Annotated in this window: 14 protein-coding genes and 3 pseudogenes; 11 read left to right on the top strand and 6 right to left on the bottom strand. The window is 69.1% G+C overall.

Annotated features, from left to right (window positions below; all coding sequences use genetic code 11):
- The first annotated feature begins 106 nt into the window (after positions 1 to 106).
- Positions 107 to 1,780, top strand: a complete 1,674-nt coding sequence (locus AB0D57_RS28010) for a hypothetical protein (protein WP_362078673.1) — start codon at positions 107 to 109, stop codon at positions 1,778 to 1,780.
- On the opposite strand, the gene AB0D57_RS28005 is transcribed toward AB0D57_RS28010, so the two are convergent.
- From AB0D57_RS28005 to AB0D57_RS27990, 4 genes and pseudogenes are all read right to left on the bottom strand, one after another.
- Positions 1,770 to 2,045, bottom strand: coding sequence for a hypothetical protein (locus AB0D57_RS28005; RefSeq protein WP_362078792.1), 276 nt, complete (start codon positions 2,043 to 2,045; stop codon positions 1,770 to 1,772). The two genes, AB0D57_RS28010 and AB0D57_RS28005, sit on opposite strands and share 11 nt — an antisense overlap.
- 12 nt (positions 2,046 to 2,057) lie before the next feature.
- Positions 2,058 to 2,168, bottom strand: a pseudogene (locus AB0D57_RS28000) (hypothetical protein); the annotation flags it as partial.
- 126 nt (positions 2,169 to 2,294) lie between these two features.
- Positions 2,295 to 2,885: a hypothetical protein gene (locus AB0D57_RS27995; protein ID WP_362078670.1), complete on the bottom strand. Its 591-nt coding sequence runs from the start codon at positions 2,883 to 2,885 to the stop codon at positions 2,295 to 2,297.
- A gap of 149 nt (positions 2,886 to 3,034) precedes the next feature.
- Positions 3,035 to 3,253: a hypothetical protein gene (locus tag AB0D57_RS27990; RefSeq protein ID WP_362078667.1), complete on the bottom strand. Its 219-nt coding sequence runs from the start codon at positions 3,251 to 3,253 to the stop codon at positions 3,035 to 3,037.
- A 225-nt stretch (positions 3,254 to 3,478) separates the two neighbouring features.
- On the opposite strand from AB0D57_RS27990, the gene AB0D57_RS27985 reads away from it, so the two are divergent.
- From AB0D57_RS27985 to AB0D57_RS27975, 3 genes and pseudogenes are all read left to right on the top strand, one after another.
- The gene (locus AB0D57_RS27985; protein ID WP_362078664.1) at positions 3,479 to 5,596 is read left to right on the top strand and encodes a serine/threonine-protein kinase; all 2,118 of its coding nucleotides are present in this window, start codon (positions 3,479 to 3,481) and stop codon (positions 5,594 to 5,596) included.
- A 17-nt stretch (positions 5,597 to 5,613) separates the two neighbouring features.
- Positions 5,614 to 5,750, top strand: a pseudogene (locus AB0D57_RS27980) (IS5/IS1182 family transposase); the annotation flags it as partial.
- Positions 5,751 to 5,893: 143 nt separating this feature from the next.
- Complete coding sequence (locus tag AB0D57_RS27975) at positions 5,894 to 6,511, top strand: glyoxalase (protein ID WP_362078661.1); 618 nt, start codon at positions 5,894 to 5,896, stop codon at positions 6,509 to 6,511.
- Between the two features lie 158 nt (positions 6,512 to 6,669).
- Here the strand turns inward: AB0D57_RS27975 and AB0D57_RS27970 are convergent, their stop codons facing one another.
- Positions 6,670 to 10,377 (bottom strand): helix-turn-helix domain-containing protein, encoded by a 3,708-nt coding sequence (locus tag AB0D57_RS27970; RefSeq protein WP_362078658.1) that lies wholly within the window; start codon positions 10,375 to 10,377, stop codon positions 6,670 to 6,672.
- 543 nt (positions 10,378 to 10,920) lie between these two features.
- Between AB0D57_RS27970 and AB0D57_RS27965 the strand changes: the two genes are divergently transcribed.
- From AB0D57_RS27965 to AB0D57_RS27955, 3 genes are all read left to right on the top strand, one after another.
- Positions 10,921 to 12,192, top strand: coding sequence for an acyltransferase (locus AB0D57_RS27965; protein ID WP_362078655.1), 1,272 nt, complete (start codon positions 10,921 to 10,923; stop codon positions 12,190 to 12,192).
- Between the two features lie 231 nt (positions 12,193 to 12,423).
- Entirely contained in the window at positions 12,424 to 13,107 is a 684-nt protein-coding gene (locus tag AB0D57_RS27960) for a hypothetical protein (protein ID WP_362078652.1), read from the top strand.
- 148 nt (positions 13,108 to 13,255) lie between these two features.
- Positions 13,256 to 13,627 carry a hypothetical protein gene (locus tag AB0D57_RS27955; RefSeq protein WP_362078649.1) on the top strand — a complete coding sequence of 124 codons (372 nt, stop codon included), beginning with the start codon at positions 13,256 to 13,258 and terminating at the stop codon, positions 13,625 to 13,627.
- A 285-nt stretch (positions 13,628 to 13,912) separates the two neighbouring features.
- On the opposite strand, the gene AB0D57_RS27950 is transcribed toward AB0D57_RS27955, so the two are convergent.
- On the bottom strand, positions 13,913 to 15,010 hold the full coding sequence (locus tag AB0D57_RS27950; RefSeq protein ID WP_362078789.1) for a hypothetical protein: 1,098 nt from the start codon (positions 15,008 to 15,010) through the stop codon (positions 13,913 to 13,915).
- 334 nt (positions 15,011 to 15,344) lie between these two features.
- Here AB0D57_RS27950 and AB0D57_RS27945 point away from each other — a divergent pair, with 334 nt between their 5' ends.
- The 4 genes and pseudogenes from AB0D57_RS27945 to AB0D57_RS27930 form a co-directional block, all read left to right on the top strand.
- Positions 15,345 to 16,331, top strand: coding sequence for a hypothetical protein (locus tag AB0D57_RS27945; protein ID WP_362078646.1), 987 nt, complete (start codon positions 15,345 to 15,347; stop codon positions 16,329 to 16,331).
- The gene (locus AB0D57_RS27940; protein WP_362078643.1) at positions 16,324 to 16,755 is read left to right on the top strand and encodes a hypothetical protein; all 432 of its coding nucleotides are present in this window, start codon (positions 16,324 to 16,326) and stop codon (positions 16,753 to 16,755) included. Before AB0D57_RS27945 ends, AB0D57_RS27940 begins: the two co-directional genes overlap by 8 nt.
- A 435-nt stretch (positions 16,756 to 17,190) precedes the next feature.
- Positions 17,191 to 19,260 carry a SpoIIE family protein phosphatase gene (locus AB0D57_RS27935; protein ID WP_362078640.1) on the top strand — a complete coding sequence of 690 codons (2,070 nt, stop codon included), beginning with the start codon at positions 17,191 to 17,193 and terminating at the stop codon, positions 19,258 to 19,260.
- A gap of 14 nt (positions 19,261 to 19,274) precedes the next feature.
- Positions 19,275 to 19,685, top strand: a pseudogene (locus AB0D57_RS27930) (hypothetical protein); the annotation flags it as partial.
- Between the last annotated feature and the right edge of the window lie 200 nt (positions 19,686 to 19,885).

The following is a 19,885-nucleotide window of genomic DNA, read 5'->3' as shown; positions in this document are numbered from 1 at the left end:
TGTTCGCAAATGGCTGCGAGTTGGCTTGTTGACTGAGTGCTCAGACTGACCGATGAGTCGTCGATGAAGCTGTGATCTGCGTGTTTCCACCACGGGAGGCCTTCGCATGAAACAACTGTCCGGTCGTATGCGCTTTGCCGCCGCCGCAGCGGCCTTAGCCGGAGCGCTGGTATCCGGGTTCACGCCCGCCGGTGCGTCCGCCGCTCCCGGCAGCGCGCCGCGCGCGGCGGTGACGGCGGACGAGCCGACCGAGGACATGCCGGACGACGGCTTCGGCGACGAACCCGTGGGCGAACAAGACGACTTCGCGGGGAGCACCGCCGAGGCCCTGCCCGCGTCCGGCAACGCCGGGCTTCGCGCGGCCCCCGTCCCCGGGCGCCCCGGCGACTTCCAGCTGGAAGCCGGCTCGTCACTCACCGGCCTGGTGAACCAGCTGGACGCCGCGCTTCCCAAGCAGGGCCTCACCGAGCTGATGGAACAGGCCAACCGGGAGGCCGGCTGGGACGGCGGCTGCGGCACGGCCGGCATCTACGGCCCCGACCTCGCCGTGAACCACCGCGTGTGCTGGAAGAGCGACGACGCCACGTCCACCGAGTGGATCCCGCAGGCCATCTCCGGCGTCTCGGACGCGCAGGAGGACGAGGACTGGGGCTCGTCCAACGCCGAGCCCATCGTCATCGGCTCGTACGACGGGCAGAACCCGGGCCGCAGCGACTACGAGGCAGGACGCGAGAACTGCGTCCAGACCTCCGCCTCCGACGCCTGCAACGAGAAGGGCGTCCGGATCAGCTTCTTCAACCAGGCCACCCAGAAGTACCGCCACGTGCTCCTGGTCTGGCCTTACATCAACTCCAAGGACAACATCTCCTTCGACGCGCTCCACGCGCGCGAGGGCAAGTGCACCAGCTCCGTGACGAGCAGTTGCAAGGCCCAGAACGGCATCCACGCCGGCGGCATGGTCTGGTACGGCAACTACCTGTACGTCGCCGACACCGCCAACGGCATGCGGGTCTTCGACCTCCGCAAGATCATGGACCTCAACCCGGACAACGACGCCGACGTCAACGACCCGACGCCCGACGGCCTCGTCAGCGACGTCCTCGACAAGAAGCGCGTCGGCCGCCAGAGCAACGTCTGGTACAGCTACGGCTACCGCTATGTCATGCCGCAGGTCGCCACGCTCAAGTTCACCGCTTCCAGGACCAGCGGCGACACCAGCGGCAACCAGTGCTACGCCACCGCCCGCCCGAAGGCGTCCTACATCTCCCTGGACCGCACCGACACGGACCACATGGTTCTCGGCGAGTACTGCAACACCAACAACGGCGGTACCAGCCCCGGCCGGGTCGGCACGTACCCGATGACCGCCCTCACCGCCGCCGTCGAGGGCTCACCCGGCGCGATCGCCAACGCGGACGCGGCCTACGGTCTGCCCACAGACGCGACCTTCAACGGCGAAGCCCTCTGGCACAAGATCCAGGGCGTCACGCGCTACGAGGGCAAGTGGTACTTCCACCGCAGCAACGGCTACGACAACGGCCGCCTGCTCCAGGCCACGCCGACCGCCGTCGACGGCACCACGCAGCTCGTCGGCAACGCGAAGGTGCTGCAGAGCTCCTTCGGTCCCGAAGACCTGTACGTGGTGCACGGCCGCGGCGACGGTATCGCACCGCAGCTGTGGTCGCTGAGCGAGCACGCACCGGGCAGCAACTGCTCCGCCTGCAAGCGCGAGTTGTACAGCTACAACATGAGCGAAGTGATAGGCGACTTCACCTCTTGACTCGCTCCTCGGGCTGAAGCCCGAGGATTCTGGCCTCCCCGCCCGAACCCTGTGCCGCTACGCGGCACAGGGTTCGGGCGGGGATCCGTGGCTTCCGGTACGCGGATTCCGCGTCGCGCAGGGACTGCTGGAGCACCACTGAGGAGACCTCGCCCAGCCAGGACCGCTCGGGTGTCTGTTTGGCCTGGGTGATCAGCTTCTGGGACAGCACACCCGCCGTGGGGAAGGCTGCGCCCGCCCTCCGGGCGTTCTCACGGGCGCGCACGGCATCGTTGTACACGACGCGGGCGCACCCGAACGCCCTGGCCGGCGCGGTGCGTTGGGCCGGTTCCGCCCAGCCTGAAGGCGTGCCGAAGCCGCATGCGGTGATCGTACGAACGAGCGCCACCCGCTACCAGAGGGAAACGTATGAACGGTCGGTACTCCCTTGAACCGGGGAGCGGAACGGGCCGAACGGGCGAGGCGTTGCCCGGCGAGGGCCTCGCGCCGGACATGCCGGTGAGCGTGTCCGGCCTCACCACCCGCAGTCGATGTCGGCCGATCCGCCATGAACGACCGGATCGGTGCTCGTACCGCTGATCCGCAGAAGACCGCCGTCCTGCCCCCAGTCCAACTCGTACGTGCCTGAGTCGACGGGCCGGTAACCATCGTCGACCGTCCAGGATCCCGACTCGCCCAGGGCCAGGCCGGTGCGCCCCACCGCGTACGCCTCGCCCTTGCCGATCACGAGAAAGGACGTCTCCCGCACCACGGCCGTGCAGCCACCCGGCCCCGCAGGGCGCAGCACGTGGTACTCCGCCTCCGAGATCAGGTCGTCCACCGCTCCCCATGCAGTGCCAAGCACCGCCGCGACGATCAGCAGACTGCTCCCCAGCCGTGCCCCTGTGGCTCGCTTCCGCGGGAGCCCCGAAGCATCCGCCGGGCGGCCCACTCGGGTGAGGGCCCATCGGAGAACGAGCGACATGACAAGGAGAGCTGCACTCACCCCCCAGCCGGGGACCACCCACCCCTGCACGACCAGCAGGAGGCTGCTCCAGCTCGCCACGGCGGCGAGGGCCAGACTCCCGATGCCTGCTGCCGTGGAGACGGCGGGCGACAACCTCACGCAGTGCTGTGTACGTGTTTCGGTCACGGCGGGTACGACTCTCCGAAAGCGCCGACAGTTGCGTGCGACCGGGTGGTCGTCCTTGGTCGTTGTCGGCCGCCATTGGGCAACCTCGGACGGCCCAAGGACGTCCCGGACAACGGGCCACCTCACACCTCCGTCGTGCGATACGGCCCAGGCAACGGCGACAACGGCACGTTCAGCACCTGGCCCAGCAGCGCTCGCGCAACGGCGTCGCGCTCCCCATGCGGTTGGCCGGGCTTCATGGACAGGACCACGCGGTCTCGGGTGACCACGGCAGCACCCGTGAAGTTTCGGTCGGTGATCACTTTCCTCGCCTGCGCGGTGGCCGTTGCGCGCCCGGTCACTTCCGTACCCTCTCAAAGCGGCCCGGCATCCGACTCTGCCTGCACAAAAGCCTCCCTCGCCAGCTTGGCAGACCGGCAGGAACTCTCACTTCCCGCTCATGATCCAGGCGCCGCCGTACGTGAAACCCCTCGATTTGCCCGCTCTTCGGGCGTGTGCGATACCAGACGAGGGGGCTTTCAATGATCGCCTGGCACCCTGCTGGCCGTTCTGGAAGAGGGAGCGCCGTGACAGGAGTAGACGAAGCCGTCGGGCGTGTGATCGCCGGGCGCTACCGGCTCCTGCGCCGGCTCGGTGCCGGGGGCATGGGGCGCGTGTGGCTCGCCTACGATCAGGAACTCGCGTGTGAGGCCGCGCTCAAAGAGATCGCCCTGCCGCCGGGCGTCTCGGACCGCGAGGTGAGCGCCCGGATCGCCCGGGCCCGCGGCGAGGCGCGGCACGCCGCCCGGCTGCGCGAGCACCCCCATGTCGCCACCGTGCACGACATCGTGGAGGACGGCGGCCTGCCGTGGATCGTCATGGCGTTCCTCCCCGGCGCCACGGACCTGGAGGCGGTGGTGCGCGAGCGCGGGCCGCTGCCGCCCGCCGAGGTGGCGCGGATCGGGCTGGCGGTCCTCGACGCACTGCTGGAGGGGCACCGGCTCGGCGTCCTGCACCGGGACGTCAAACCGGCCAACGTTCTGCTGACCAGCCCGGACTCTCGGCCGAGGTACCGTACCGAGGGCGGGCAGGTGCTGCTGACCGACTACGGCATCTCGCTGGAGCTGAGTTCCGGCGAGCCGCGCCTCACCGCCACCTCTGAGATCCTCGGGACCCCGCGCTTCATGGCCCCGGAACGGGCCCGCGGTGAACCGCCCACGCCGGCCTCCGACCTGTTCGCGCTCGGCTGCACCCTTTATTTCGCGCTCGAGGGGACCGGCCCCTTCGACCGCGACTCCGACTACGCCACAATGACCGCCTTGCTCTTCGAGGGCCCCGCCCGCCCGCATGGGGTGACGGACCTGACGCCGGTACTCCTCGGACTGCTGGCCAAGGATCCTGGGGATCGGATGGACGCCGAGGAGGCGGCGCGCAGGCTCACCGAGCTCACCACCGCGCCACGGCCCGGGCCCCCGGCGCAGGAGGAGCCGACCGCCTTCTCGCTGGAGCCGCCGTCAGAGGTGCCGCCCGTCTCGGCGCGGGAGACGCCGGCGGAGGAGCCGACTGCCGTCCAGCTGGAGCCGCCGCCGCAGCCGACCCCCGAGCCGGAGGAACTCGGCCCCTCCCCGGGGCCGCTGCCGCACGAAGGTGGCGCGGCTCGGCTGCGGCCCGGCTTGTCCAGGCTCAGACGCCGGCGAGCCTGGCTCGTTGTGGGGGTGGTGCTGGTGGCGCTGGCCGCGGCCGGCGGCATCTACCTGGCGCAGTTCCGCCCCCCGAGTCCTGAACCCACCACTGCTCTTCCCACCGCGCCGACATCCGTGTCCTCGATCCCCGTCGGCTCTCGTCCGTGGGGGGTGGCGGTGTTGCCGGATGGGCGGCGGGCCTACGTGGCCAACTTCGACTCGGGCTCGGTGTCGGTGATCGACACCGCCGCGAATCGTACGGTGGGCAGCCCCATCTCGGTCGGCAAGCAGCCGTTGGGGGTGGCGGTGTCGCCGGATGGGCGGCGGGCCTACGTGGCCAACAGCGCCTCGGATTCGGTGTCGGTGATCGACACCGCCGCGAATCGTACGGTGGGCAGCCCCATCCCCGTCGGCTCCGGTCCGTTGGGGGTGGAGGTGTCACCGGATGGGCGCCGGGCCTACGTGACCAACAGCGGCTCGGATTCGGTGTCGGTGATCGACACCGCGACGAATCGTACGGTGGGCAGCCCCATCTCGGTCGGCAAGAATCCGGCGGGGGTGGCCGTGTTGCCGGATGGGCGGCGGGCCTACGTGACCAACATCGGCTCGGATTCGGTGTCGGTGATCGACACCGCGACGAGCCGTACGGTGGGCAGCCCCATCTCGGTCGGCAAGAAGCCGGATGTTGTGGCGGTGTCGCCGGACGGGCGGCGGGCCTACGTGGCCAACATCACCTCGGATTCGGTGTCGGTGATCGACACCGCGACGAACCGTACGGTGGGCAGCCCCATCCCCATCGACAAGGGGCCCGAGGGGGTGGCGGTGTCGCCGGATGGGCGCTGGGTCTACGTGGCCAACAATTTCTCGGCTTCGGTGTCGGTGATCGACACCGCGGAGAACCGCACGGTGGGCCGCCCCATCCCGGTCGGCAAGGAACCGCTGTGGGTGGCGCTCTCGCCGGATGGGCGCCGGGCCTACGTGACCAACGGCGCCTCGAACTCGGTGTCGGTGATCACGTTCTAGAGGGTTCTAGAGGACGTCTGGAAAGCTCCGGTCTGCTGAGGGTCCGGCGCCTGGCACGCGGTGACGCCGGCTCCCGGTGGACCAACAGGCCCTGCTGGTGCTGGCCAATCTGTGGAACGGCCATACCTGTGCCCAGCTCGCGGCCGGGCTCGGCACCACTACGCCGCCGACCACGGCTCGGGTGGGCGGGGCGGGGCGGCGGTCGGAGGGCCGCTCGGGCCCGTGGCCCCGGGCCGCGGCCAGACCGGTCAGTTTTCGAGAAGCATCGGTGACCCGGCCGCCCCTACCGTCGAAGCCATGAACTCCATCGACTCCGTCACCCTTGAGGTGGCCGACACCACGGCCGCCGCCCGCTTCTGCTCCACCGCCTTCGGACTGGGCTCGTCGCAAGTGCGCCTGCGTGCCTCCGAAGTTTCCACGACCGGCTTCCGCGGTTTCACGCTGTCGCTCGTGGTGTCCCAGCCGGGCAACGTCGACGCCCTGGTCGACGCCGCCCTCGACGCCGGCGCCACCGCCCTCAAGCCCACCTCGAAGTCGCTGTGGGGCTACGGCGGCGTCGTTCAGGACCCGGAGGGCACGATCTGGAAGATCGCGACGTCGGCGAGGAAGGACACGGGCCCGGTCACCCGGGACTTCGACGAGCTCGTGCTCCTGCTGGGCGTCGAGGACGTGAAGGCCAGCAAGCAGTTCTACGTCGAGCAGGGCCTCACTGTGGGTAAGAGCTTCGGCGGCAAGTACGTTGAGTTCGCCACCGGGTCGGGTCCCGTCAAACTGGCTCTGTACAAGCGCAGTGCTCTCGCCAAGGACGCGGGTGTCCCCGCCGACGGCACCGGATCGCACCGGCTCGTGCTCTCCAGCGCCGCCGGCCCGTTCAGCGACCTCGACGGGTTCGTCTGGGAAACCACTGCCCCCTGACCGCCACCACCTGAGGCGGAGCAGGCACGGGCGGTCCGTAGCCAGGCGTGCAGGGCTCGCTCTCGACCCGGCCGGCGCTGGCCGGCGTCTCCATCAGGGTTGGTTCCTGGGCCCGGTGCTCGAATTGCGTGGTGATGCAGTGAGGTCGCAGTGAGGTCCTATCGCGCGGTCGGCCGGCAGCCGGTTTCAGTGGACTGGTCGTGCAGGTAGCGGGACTGTTCCAGAGGGGTGAGAGCGGTGTCGACGGCCTCGCAGATGTTGCGGATCGCGCGGGCCGGGTCGGGCAGGTCGACGTTCCACAACTCGGCGGAGCTGCCCGTGCCGAGGGCCAGGGTCCGTCCGTCCGGGCTGAACGCCACTGCTCCGGGCGAGCGGGTCGGCAGGGTGAGTCTGGTCTGGCTGGTGGCGAGGTCCCACAGCTGGACTCCTCTCACGCTGCTCGCGGCCAGGGTGCGCGCATCGGGGCTGAAAGCCAGCGACGCCACCTCACCGCTGACACTGAAGCTGTCTTGGAGCTGACCGGTGCGCGCGTCCCACGTCTCCACGAATCCGTTACTGCTGCTTGCGGTGGCCAGGGTGTGCCCGTCCGGGCTGAACGCTAGGGACAGCAGATTCCCGGTCCTCGGCTTGACGGTGCGCTGTGTGCGGCCGGTCGTGGCGTCGAGCAGTCTGACCTGATCGCCGCCGACGGCGAGTGTGCGGCCGTCAGGGGTGAACGCCACCGCCCTGACGGGTCGGTCGTGGCCGGTGTGGGCGGTGTGCAGGGCGCCGGTCGAAAGGTTCCACATCCGCACCGATCCCTTGCTGCCGACGAGGGCGAGCCGTGTTCCGTCGGGACTGAAGACGGCCTCCGTGCCGACGGCGCCCAGGGCACGGCTTCGGCGAAGGCGGCCCGTGGCGACCTCCCGGACCTCGATCACCCTGTTCATGGTGGCCGAGTTCCCGATGGCCCTGGCAGCCAGGGCGCGCCCGGTCGGGTCGAACCCCACGGCTCCGAGGCGGAGAACCGTGAAGGGCAGTTGCTCTCCTTCGAGTGCCGGGTCGGTGTCGAGCGCCAGGGCGGCTTCGCCATCGCCGGTCCCGGCATCCCAGAGCTCTACCGAGCCACGGCCGGGCGGCCCTCCGCGGACCGCGGCCACCGTGTGTCCGTCCGGACTGAAGGCCAGGTCGCCGATGTACGTGCCGGCAGGGCCGGGCAGAGTGGTCTGCGGGGGATCGGCGGGCAGGCGGTTGACCCGGATGGTGGGGCCCGAGTTGCTGCTGGTCACCAGGGTGCGGCCGTCAGAGTTCAGGGCCACTTTCATGCCCCCTCCGTGGTGACCGGCGGTCACGGTGGCCCGCGCCGTGCCGGAGGCGGTGTCCCACAGCCGCACCGTGTTCCCTGGGCCCGGGATGGCGAGGGTCCGCCCGTCGGGGGCGAAGGCCACCTCGTTCGACCCGATGAAACCGTCCCTGATGCTGAGCCGGACGATGCCGGTGGCCGCCTCCCGCAGTTGCACCGAACCGTCGGTGCGGACAGTCGCGTAGGTCCGGCCGTCAGGGCTGAGAGCCACCACCTTGCCGTCAATTCGGCCGTCGTGAGCGGTCCGGGTGCGGCCGGTGGCAACGTCCCACACCCGCACCAGTCCGCCGAGGCTCACCGCGGCGACGGTCCGTCCGTCAGGGCCGAAGGCGACCGCCTGCGGGTCGGGGTGGCCGGTGAAGCCGTGCCGCTTGCGGCCGGTGGCCACGTCCCACACCCGTACAGCCGTCGCGGAGGCGGCGGCCACGGTACGACCGTCAGGGCTGAAGGCGATCCCGCGTACCGCGCCGCCGGGGATGGTGAGGGTTCCGCGTTTCCTGCCGGTGACCGGATCCCACATGCGTATCACCCCGCCGGTGGCGACAGCGAGGGTGCGTCCGTCGGGGCTGAACGCCGTGACGTCGCCGGGGTCCTGGCCGGTGAACGTATGCCGGATGTCGCCTGCGGGCAGATTCCAGATCCGCACTTTGCCGTCCCTGCTTTGGGCGGCGAGGGTGTGGCCGTCCGGGCTGAGGGCGATGGAATCCACGGGTTCGGTGCCGCCGGTCAGGCGCTTGCGCAGCGGTAGCGCCGCGGCGGCATACAGGGCGGCGGTGGCTTCGCGGGTCGGGCTGGTCCGATAGGCATGGACAGCGAGCAGTGAGGCGAGGTCAGGGTCGGAGTCCAGCAGCGCACCGGACTGGGCGGCCAGTTGCCGGGACTGGGCCAGGTGCTGGGCGGTGACCGCGCTCTGCCACTGCCCCACAGCGAGGCCGGCCGCGACGAGGGCGAGGCAGAGGGCGCCGGTGACCGCGGTGAGCACCAGCCGGTACCGGCGACGGCCCTTCTGCTCGTGGTCGCGGCCGGCGTCGAGGAAGGCGTGCTCCAGGTCGGTCAGGTCCGTTTGCGGTGCGCCGCCGAAGTGTTCCTGGGCGGCGGCGAGCCGGCTTCCCCGGTACAAGGCGCCCTGTTCACGGCCCAGTTCCTGCCAGGCGTGGGCCGCGTCGGTCAGGTTCCGGTGCACACGCAGGCGTTCGCGGTCTTCCTCGATCCACCCGCGCAGCCGGGGCCAGGCCGTGATCAGGGCCTCGTGGGCCAGCTCAACCGTGTCGCCGTCCAGGGTGAGCAGCCGCGCCCCCGCGAGCGCCTCCACCACCTGGGCGGTGTCGTCCCGGCCGGTGCCGGGCAGCTCCGCGCGCTCGACGGGACGGCGGGTGTCGGGGGTGCCGTCACCGGGGGCGACCATGCGCAGCAACACCCGGCGGGCGGCAGCGGCCTGGCCCTCGGTGAACCGGCCGTAGACCTGCTCGGCGGTCTTGGCGATCGCGCCGTCCAGGCATCCGGCCGCCTCGTACCCCGCCATGGTCAGTGTCTTGCCGCGGCGGCGGCGCCAGGTCTCCAGCAACGCGTGGGACAGCAGCGGCAGCCCGCCCGGCGCTTCGGCGACCTCCTCGACCAGCCGGGCGGTGAGGGCGCGTTCCATGGTCAGACCGGCGGCCGTGGCCGGCTTGACGACGGCGTCGCGCAGTTCCGCCTGGCTCATCGCTCCGGCCAGGAGGTTGGCGTCGCGCAGTGCGTCGGCCAGGTCGCGGTGCTCGGCGCAGCGGCCGTAGAAGTCGCCGCGCACCGCCAACAGCACCCGCAGGCGGCTCTCGGGCTGCCGGGCTGTCAGCAGCAGATCGATGAAGCGGGCGCGCTCGGCCGCATCGTGGCAGAGGGTGAAGACCTCCTCGAACTGGTCGACGATCACGAAGGTGTCCGCTGCGGCGCTGCCGTCGTGGGGAGTCGCGGGTGTGAGGAGGGGCGCGTGGCTGCGGGCGGGGCGATCGCCGGGTGTCAGGATGCGGATCGCGGCCGGCCGCAGGCCCGGCTCCTGAGCGCGCCGGAGGACGGGTATCAGGCCGGCCCGCAGCAGGGAGGACTTGCCGCTGCCGGAGGGGCCGAAGACCGCGGCGAACCGCCGACGGCGCAGCAGGTCGACCAGGTCGGCGGTGAGCTGTTCCCGGCCGAAGAACAGGCCGCTGTCCCCGGTCTCGAACCGGGCCAGACCCCGGTACGGCGTGAGTGATCCGTCGTCGTCCCGGGAGCCGTCACCGGCGGACTCCTCCACCGCCTCCTTCCACCGGGCCTCCCATTCGGCCAGGTCTCCACCGCACGCCCCCACATAGGCCAGGGTCACCGGCAGCGTCGGCAACTGCTCGCCGGCCGCCGCCTGCGACAGCGTGGTCACCGAGTAGCCCGCCCGCTGGGCCAGCGACCGGTAGGTGATCCCGTCCGCCTCCGCCCTCAGCTTGCGTAACTCGAACGCGAACCGCTGCACCGGACCTGCCGCCGGATCCACCGGCACCTCACGACGCCCCGCCACACCTTCACCCCCTCCAGCCGCCCCTGCATCAGAGCGGACAGCCAGTCCCTGCGCCTCCATGACACCCGAAAGGCTCGCACCTCGTTTCATTGTTCGGCCGCCGGAACGGTACTGCCGAACAATGCTCCAGCCGCTGAACTCGGTGATGCGAGCAGCGCGGGGGACCGCTCTGCGGGAAACCCCCTGCTGGTCGTTGGCGACCAGCAGGGGGCGGCCGGCAAGCGCACCCAGCAGGTTCACGTCGCCCGTGGGAAGCCGCCTGCGTCCCTTCAAGTCAAGGCCCCGGAAGGAATGGATCAGTGCACAGGAGCCGAGCAGCCGGGCCAGACGCCGGCTGAGCGCCGGACACCGGTCGGCCGTGTCGGCCGTGTCGGCCGTGTCGTGGGGGAAAGCCGCCCTGCCGGACGACCAGCCGACGGATTCACCGACACAAGGGTGATCGCGGCGTAAGCCACCCCATCAGGCGCGTCTTGTCTTCCGCCGCCCTGGCCGCGCCTCCGTCGGCCGCATCGAACACCTCACCGAAGAGGACTCTGTCTACGCATGGGATCCCCACCCCTCGTCCCTGCTTCTCCCGATTGTTCACTGTCCATTACTTCGCGATTACTGGCCGTCATCACGACGGCCGGTCCGTCGCGGCTGGGCTGGCTGGACGCGTTGCGCGGCATCGCCGCACTCGTTGTGGTGTTCGACCACTCGTCGTACACCTTCATGGCGGACTTCCGGCGGGAGTTGATGCCGCAGTTCAACACCAGCCGCTACGGCATCATGGTGTTCTTCCTGGTGAGCGGCTACATCATCCCCTCGTCGCTGGAGCGCCGGGGCTGCGTTCGGACGTTCTGGATCGGACGGATCTTCCGTGTGTACCCGCTGTGGGCGGCTGTCGTCACTGTGCTTCTTGCCTTCAACCTCTTGGGCATTGCGGAGATGCGTGACTTCGGTCGGCAGAGCGCTGTCACCGTGGCTGTCGCCCACGCCACCATGCTCCAGGAGTTACTGGGGACACCCAATCTCCTGCTCGTCCTGTGGACGCTCTCCTACGAGATGTCCTTCTACTTGCTGGTCGTCGCTCTTTTCACGGTCCGCCTTCACCAGCGGTCTGCGGCGGTCGCCGTCATCTTGACCGTGCTTGCCGCTGTGAGCGTGACGGCAGGGGTAGTACTGCCGGCCTCTGCCCTGTCCGGCCTGGTCGGCACCGGCCCGCTGATCGCGTTTGCCTCGATCGCCATGGGGGTCGCCATCTGCTGTGCGAGCGCCAGGTCACCCGCGCTTCGCGGGTTCGGGGGCGTGTTGGGCGGGGTGCTGGCGCTCGTCCTGGTCCCGTTCAACGGCACGGTCCCGCTGTGGGAGTGCCTGGTGATCCTCGCCGTGATGTTCCTCGGCACGGCCGTCCACCGTGCCGAAAACGGTCAGAGCACCTGGCGCTGTGCGGCCGGCACTGCCGTCATGGTGGTCGCTTGTGCTGTGGGGAGTGCGTACTGGTACGGCGACGGTGACCACTTCACACGGCGCGGCTGGATCGTCGCATTCCTGCTGGCTGTGCTCACCTTCGGCGTCGGACTGTTGTCGCGCCGTCGGCGCGTACCGCGGATGCTGACCGGATGGGGAACGATCAGCTACTCGGTCTATTTGGTGCATCCGGTGCTGCTGGCGGTGATCGACCATACGATCGGTCGACGGCGGCAGGACAATCTTGCGCTCGAAGTCGCGTTCTTCACCGTGCTGCTGCCCCTGTGCCTGCTGACCCACCGTTACATCGAAGCGCCGAGCCAGACCTGGGGCCGCAGGTTGGCACGCCGCGTCCAGCCACCGTGACGAGCGCCCGTGCCGCACCGCCTGTTCGGTGCCTGGTGCTGGTCAGCGGTCGGCGCGGATCATCACGGTCACCAGGGATGGTGAATCCCCCAGACACCCACCGTGTGAGAACAGGCCGGGCGAATGAAATTGCGTGCCGGCTCCTGCTGTTGCTGCTGTAGCAACACCCTCGTGACCGGTGCCGAGCATATTGAGTAGTGGCTGCGTACCGCTCACGAGATGATCTGTCCTGTGACAGAGGCGGCAGGGTCAGATATCGACGACGACCATGAGTGGATTGAGGTTTTGGCGTGGGCTCAGGGCCTGATAGCGCCGGACCCCGCTGTGCGCGCGGCTGCCCTTGACCGTCACGCCAGAGCCCGCAGGGAGGCCGAGGCTGCGTTTGGCCGGTTGAACGAAGGCCGGTTCCCCATCAAGTGGTTGCGGTTCGGAGCCAGGTACCGGGCTTATGGCAAGGCCTGCGGCCGGTGCCTGCCGGGAGTGCTGTGGAGCGGGAGCAGGTACGCCCACGGGAGGATCAGCAGTTGGCCGCGGTTGCCCCTCGCGCTGCTCTTCCTGGAGTGGGAGGCACGCTATCCACAGGAGTGGACAGAGCACGCCAAGGGCTGGGGCACGAAACAAGCTCTGATCCGTGACCTGGCCGCCACCGACCACGATCAACATCTGAGTGCGAAACTTGTCGATCTGGTCGACCTCGCTGTCCGGCGGACCTACCGGTGCAAGGACCGTGAATACGTGCGTGTTGCCCGATCCGTGGACGGAGATGAGCTGCGAGACAGGCTCCGCAGGGCTCATCGCTCGGAGAGCCCTGCGGCACAGCTGCACGCAGAGTACGTACTCTGGCTCCTTGACCGTCCCGAGATACCGAACACGCGACATGTCTGGCGCACGTGGCTTTCCGGTGCCCGCACTTGATGACTCACGGCGCACGCTTTTGTGGCTCCGAGCTGCTGGGATGGGTCCGTGGTGTGCGTGGGCGTCCGCCGGTGTTCGTCGGCGTCGTCACGCAGTTGGACACACCACAACCTCCCGAGACGGAGCGAGCAGCGGGCATGATGGCCTCATGACAAAGCTGTCCGTGCGGTCGGTCCGGCGTGCCTCCTCTGGTTCGGTGCTGTCGTTGTGGTCACAGGACTCTGTGTTGTCGATCGGCTCAGTGGGATTGGTGCTGTCCGTGGGGTCCGTCGGTTCGGCCTTGTCGGTCGGCTCGATCGGAAGTGCCCTGTCGGTCGGCTCGATCGGTTCCGCCCTGTCGCTGATTTCAACCGGGTCGTGGCTGAGTACAGGATCGTTGTTTTCCGCGCAGTCGCGGTGGTCGGTGCTGTCCTGGCGTTCCTCTCGCGGTTTCCTGGCCGCGGGAGCGGTAGGGGCAGCGGCCGGAGGCGCCCTGTTGGTGGCCCAGATGCTGCACAGGGCCGAAACCGGCACCGAATAGCCTTGATCAGGTTGAGAGGATATTCCGCTCGGCGCTTCAGGCCGGAGTGAGTGCTTGGTCGCCGAGGCCGCACCCCGGCTCGTACCGCGTGCACGCGCCACCCCCGAGAACACCACCCCCGAAGCGGAGCCCGAGCCCGACGATGCGGAGAAGGCCGACGTCGCCACAGCACCGTGGCCCTGCGCTCGCTACCGAACTCCGGTGCGCAGCGGGGCCACGTCGGGTTCGGAGAGATGCGTCTGAGCGCCGCCCCGAGTTCCTGTGGAACCCACAAGTCACTGCCACTCACGACCGAGTGGCGGTCCCGCACCCCGCTTCGCCGGCCTCCCGCATGCGCGAGTCCATCGACTTGCTCCGGTCGTACGGGTCGACCTCGGGGCCGTCTCCCGAACCCGTGGCCGCGCGCTCGGCGTTGAACTCGGGCGTGAAATATCCGGTGAAGGTGTCGCAGCCGCCGTTGGTGGTGTCCACCTTGTAGGAGACGAGGGAGAACGTCCCCGGCTCGATGACCACCTTCGCCGGGTCGTCCCAGCTCATCACGACCTCGCGGCGCACGATGGTGCGCGCGACTTCGTCGCTTTCCCCGGCAGCGCGTACGACCGGGTAGACGTACGTGAGGTCGGTGGTCACCTCGAGGGCACCGCGCTTGCCTTCCCGGTACGTGATCCGCCCTCGTGTCTTGACCACGTTCCCGACGAGCCGCACCTTCGAGGTCTCGAACCGGCTGAACAGCAGCAGAGGATCGTTCTCCCGACTGGGCGCGCGGAACGCGGTCGCCAGGTAGTCCTGGACATCCTGCTGATGCGGATTGATCAGCGCGATCGCCTTCTTCGGCCGCTCCCCGCGCAGCACACCAGGATCCAGACTGGACGCGGCAAGGAAGTCCCGGGTCCGATCGAGTGCCTGCGCGACCTGCTCCTTGCTCATCCAGCCCGTCGCCCGTGCCGCAGGCAGGCCGATCCCTGCCGTCCCGTCGCCCCACCGCGCCGCAGGCGACCCCTTGAACGGCTGTGCCACTGTGGGGAGTTGGGCTGCCGCCTCGGTCGCCGGCGGTTGATCCGGGCGTTCGGACTCCGTGGCGAGCGGTGTGCTCTCGCCGCCTCCGCCTCCGAACCACCCGGCCACCCGGCCCGGATCCAGTGCCACGACCAGCAGGCCGAGCGCAACCAGCAGACCGACCGCGTACCAGCCCTTGCCCCGTCGCCGCCGGGCCGGCTGATGAGTCCGCCACCCCTCTGGCCGGCCGGGCTCCTCCCGCAGCCGCCGCGCCACCATCCGGGCCCGCGCCGACGGCTCCTCAGGCGCTCCCTGGGTTCCGGCCTCGGCTTCCCGTAGGAAGCGCTCCCACTCCTCGTCCGGTATGGACGCCTCGCCCTTGCCCACGATGCGCTCCCGCCCCTTCTCACGCACCCGGTCCCTCCAGGGCCGGTCATTTTCCGTGCATCATCACACAGCACAGCACCACCCTGGCCAAGGTCCCCCCATGGCCAACTCGGCCCTGGAACCACCTGGTTCAGCGGGAACCGTTCGTCACTCCCGTGATTGCGGTCTGGGCCGTCGAGCGCCGTGACCATCGATGCCATCGGCCCATGAAGGATCGATCGACAGAAAGGCGTCCCGGACTGGGGCGCCATTCTGTCGATCGTTGACCAAGGGCACAATGTGAACGGTTGAACCTGCTGGTTCGCGCAGGGTCATGGGGCACCAAGGGGGGATCGTGCCATTCTTCATACCAGTCATTCTCATCGGTGTCGGTGTGGCGACCGGCGGCAGCGGGGTCGCCCTCGGCGGCAAAGGCGCCCACGACCTCAAGCGTTCGAAGGATCGGCTCAAGGAGGCGGGCCAGGGCTACGAGCGACGCCTGGCCCAGGCCGAGGACGCACTGGCAGCGACGAACACGGCCCTCAAGGCACTGGGGGAGCAGCAGAGGCAAGCGCTCGTCGATGTCGTCGTACGCATGGGCGACTTCCTGCGTCGCCACGAGCGACAGGTGCGCGAGAGCGAGCGGCTGCTGGTGGAGGGCGTCGACGCCACCATGACCAAGATCTCCGGGCTTCGCGGCCTCGACGTCGACGCGGTGGCATGGATCGGCGGGGCTCTCGGATCCGCGGCGGCGGGAGCGGGCGCGGGCGCTGGGATCACGGCGGCAGCGAGCAGCTTCGGAGTCGCGAGCACCGGAGTGGCGATCTCCGGCTTGACGGGCGCCGCGGCCGAGAGTGCGACCCTCGCCTTCCTGGGCGGTGGGTCGCTTGCATCGGGTGGCGGCGGGATGGCCCTGGGAGCTACGGCGCTCAACTTCGTCACCATCGGTCCCGCGCTGCTCGTCGGTGGACTGGTGGTCAAGGGCCAGGGCGCGAAGGCGATGACCCGGGCGAGGGAGTTCGAGGCGAAGATCGCCGTGGCAATCGCTGAGCTTGACGAGACGGACGCCCGCCTGAAGGGCGTCGACGCCCGCGCCGCGGAGCTGCGCGAGCTTCTCACGGAGCTCACCTTCCGAGCGCTCGAGGCGCTGGAGCTCCTGGAGTCCGAGCCGTTCGATCCGCCGAGGCACGCCGCGCGCTTCCAGCGGGCCATGACACTGGTCATGGCGGTCCGCGACGTGGCGGCGACTCCGATTGTCGACACCGAAGGCAAGTTGGACGAGCGCAGCGCAAACCTCACCATCCGGTACAGACCCTTGATTGAGGAGGCTCAAGATGCCTGACCAACCCAAGGTGCATGCAGGCAAGGTCGTCAACGCGGCTAAGGGCCCCATTCGGGCGATGGACGGCTTCGCTGCGCTGAACCAGATTGTCGAAGCCGCCCGTGAGTGCATCCACATCCACGAGGTTGAGAGCACCAAGAGAGCCCGGATGGAGACCTACGAAGCCACGGAGGTCGCTCGGATCCGGGCCGCTGAAGCCGTCCTCAAGGACTACTTCGCACAGGCATTCGCGGAACGACGCAACATCTACGAGGAGATGTTCGCCCGGCTGGACAGGGCACTCGACGAGGGCAACGGCGAAGTGCTGCACACCGTCGTGCGTGGGATCGTCGACATCGCCAAGAGCTCACCGCTCGCGGACATCGGAAACCTCTCTCAGGTCCGGGCGGCACTGGACGACCCGGATCAAGTATGGGAGCTGTGACCGCAACGCGTTCGGAGATGACACCGCCGCCGGGACACGAGCTGGTCCGGCGGCGGCGCAGGGCGGAGAACCGCGCCTCGCGCGGGCTTTGACGGGAGACGGCCCAGAAACGGGACTAGGCTTCTGAACTGCGGCTATCTCAGTACCCGAAGAAGTGATTCGCAGGTTCAAGAAGTGATTCGCAGGTTCGCTGACCTGGGCCTGCCTAGGCGATCAACGCCGTGACCTGCGGTCGAGCGGTCAGTGGTTGTCAGCGTTGGTCGCCGTTGTGCGGCCCCGGACGGCCCAGGGACGGCCCAGGGACGGCCCAGAGACGGCCCGGCCGCGCGCCTGTGTCGTCGCCGGTTCGCGCAGTCTTGAATCTGTGGCTCTTCCTTACCGGATCGAGCCTGAGGTCACTCTGTGTGAGTCGAACGCCCGCAGCCCAGGTCGGCCGTGCATCGGCGTCCATGCTCTTCCTGCCCCGTCCGTAGAGACATCGCGGCAAAATGCGCGAGGATAGCTGAAAAGGCTGTTTTGGTATATGCCAAGGAGCCACAGGTGGACGCCTCGGACGAACTTCTTCGAAGGGCTGGCCCGTCGGCTCTTCTGACGCTGGACGGTGTCATGCGCGGCCTCAACGCCGCGATGGCCACGGCGCTGGGCAGGCCGGCGGAGCAGTGCCTGGGGCATGACTTCTGTGATCTGTGGCCTGCAAGCCGACATCTCTGTGCCGATAGTCTGATCCACGCCGCCGGGACGAGCACGACCGCGATGCGGGTGCTGGAGTTCCCCGGGCAAGGCGGAGTACCCGTTGCCTGCTTGATCGAGGCGCGGCAGGTGAAGGATTCCGCCGGTGGCGAGCAGCTGGTCTGGGTGCACGCGCTGGATGCGCGAAACGACCTGGCCAGCCTGCTGATTCCCTTCCGGCTGGCCACCGAGGCCGCCGACCTCGGCCTGTGGATGTATGCACCCCATCGGGACCAGCTGGAGTGGCTCGGTGGCGCACCCGTCGTGGCCGCGCTTTTCCCGGATTCCACTGCGCCGCTTTCCAGAGTGATCTCGGCAGTGCACCCGGACGACCGGGAGGCCTTCCGGCAGCTCCTGCGCTCGGCCCCCATCCAGCAGTCCTCCTGGATGAGGTTGCGATACCTCACCCAGCACGACGGCTGGCACCAACTGGCCGCTCAGACCCGTCGGCTCCAGCTGGGGTATGGCGGCCCCGAACGGATCTTCGGGGTGGTCCGCGACGACACCAAACAGGAGAAGCGCAAGCAGAAGGCGCAGGCCGCACTGGCTGCCGAGCGACAGCGCGCCAAGGACATCGCCGACTTCTCCTCCGCCTTGATCATCGCAGCCTCGGAGCAGGAGTTGCAGCAGGTCGTCCTGACCAGGCTCGCCGCGACCTTTGGCGCCAGCGGCGCCTTGCTCGCACTCGTCGATGACAGCCGCCTGGGCTGCGCCACCGATGCTGGGATAGCCATGCGCGAGGTCCAGGCCCTGCACGGCCTGCGGCTGGGCCATCCGAGTCCGCTGCCTGAGGCGATCCGCACCGGCCGGCCGCAGTTCATCCCCGACCGGAAGGACCACATCCGCCGCTGGCCGCACGGCCCATTTCCGCGGCTCGACCGGCTCGGCTCCGACTATGCCTTCTCGATCACCCCCCTCAGCGAGACCGGCGATCAACCGCTCGGGGCGTGGGTGATGACCTACCACCGCGGATACCAGCCGTCCTTGGACGAGCGGACCCTCATGGGCACGCTGGCCGACCTGGCAGGCCAGGCGCTGCGGCGCATCAGGTTGCAGCAGGCGCGAGTCGAGCTGGCCACGGCGCTGCAGCAGACCATGCTCCCCACGCTGCCCGAGCACCTCCCGGGTCTGGAGGTCGCCGCCCGCTACCGGCCCAGCCGGGACGGGCTGGACATCGGCGGAGACTGGTACGACGCCTTCGTGATGCCCGACGGCGCGATCGCCCTGGAGATCGGCGACGTTCAGGGGCACGACGTGGACGCTGCCGCCTTCATGGGACAGGTCCGCTTGTCCATGCGCGCGATCGCCGCCCAGGAACCGGATCCCGGAATCGTGCTGACCCGCACCAACGAGCTGCTGACCACAATGGATACCGCTCGATTCGCCAGCTGCACCATGTTGTGTCTCGAGTCGCGCGATGGACAGGTCACCGGCACCAGCGCCGGCCATGTGCCGTTGCTGTGCGCACACAGGGACGGCAGCCACGATGTCCGTGAGCTGCCGGGCGGGCCGGTCCTGGGCGTCGTGCCCGGCATCAAATACCGCGAGGAGCCCTTCACCCTGGACGAGGACAGCGCGCTGGTCATGGTCACCGACGGCGTGGTCGAAGGACCAGGCCTGACGCTGGACGCCGGACTGGAACGAGCCGGAACAGTGGCTGCCCAAGCCGTCCACGACGGACTGAACGCCGAGGAGACCGCCGACCGCATCCTCGACGCCGCGATCGCGGTCGACCACCTCGACGACGTGGCCTTGCTGGTCATCCGACGCACATGACAACGCCCGCGTCGCGCTTCGGCGCCGAACTGGGCAAGGGAGCGACCATGCTGCGGGCCCAGTTGACCGGCCGTGTCTGCCACCGCGTGAACGACGAAGTCTCCGCCAAGATGGCGCTGGGCGACATCGCCCCCGAAGCCGTCTCCGCCGCGTGCGCCATCGCTCCCGAACGGCCCGGCCTGGCCGTGGCCGGTGACACCTCCGGCGGCTCCGGGGCTCATCCCTCCTGACCGGTCAGGAGGCCAGCCAGAAGGAGAACGCCATCTTCACCCGCCCCACTCCGCCCCCACTGCCCGCTCGTTGATGTCAGACGTGGATGTCAAAGGGCACCTACCAAGATTGGTAGGTGCCCTTTCCCTTGTGCCCCCGGCAGGATTCGAACCTGCGACACCCGCTTTAGGAGTTTTCCTTGGGCGGGGCTGTGACCTGCGTAAACGTCGCCTGTTGGGTATCTGGCCTGGGAAAACTCCCCTCCGTACTTCTCACGTGTTCACGGCGTTTCCCGGCCTCATGTGTGCTGAATCCGTTCTGCTAGTACTCCAGTTGTAGATCGCGATCTTCATGCCTGAGTGGCTTGTCGCTGGTAGTGGCTGTCCTGGGATCGGGCCTGGTGGCGGCGTCGCCA

It is taken from the genome of Streptomyces sp. NPDC048275 (assembly GCF_040652275.1).
Taxonomy (GTDB): Bacteria; Actinomycetota; Actinomycetes; order Streptomycetales; family Streptomycetaceae; genus Streptomyces.
Note: the sequence above shows the minus strand (reverse complement) of the source record. Positions and strands in the feature narration are given on the sequence as shown.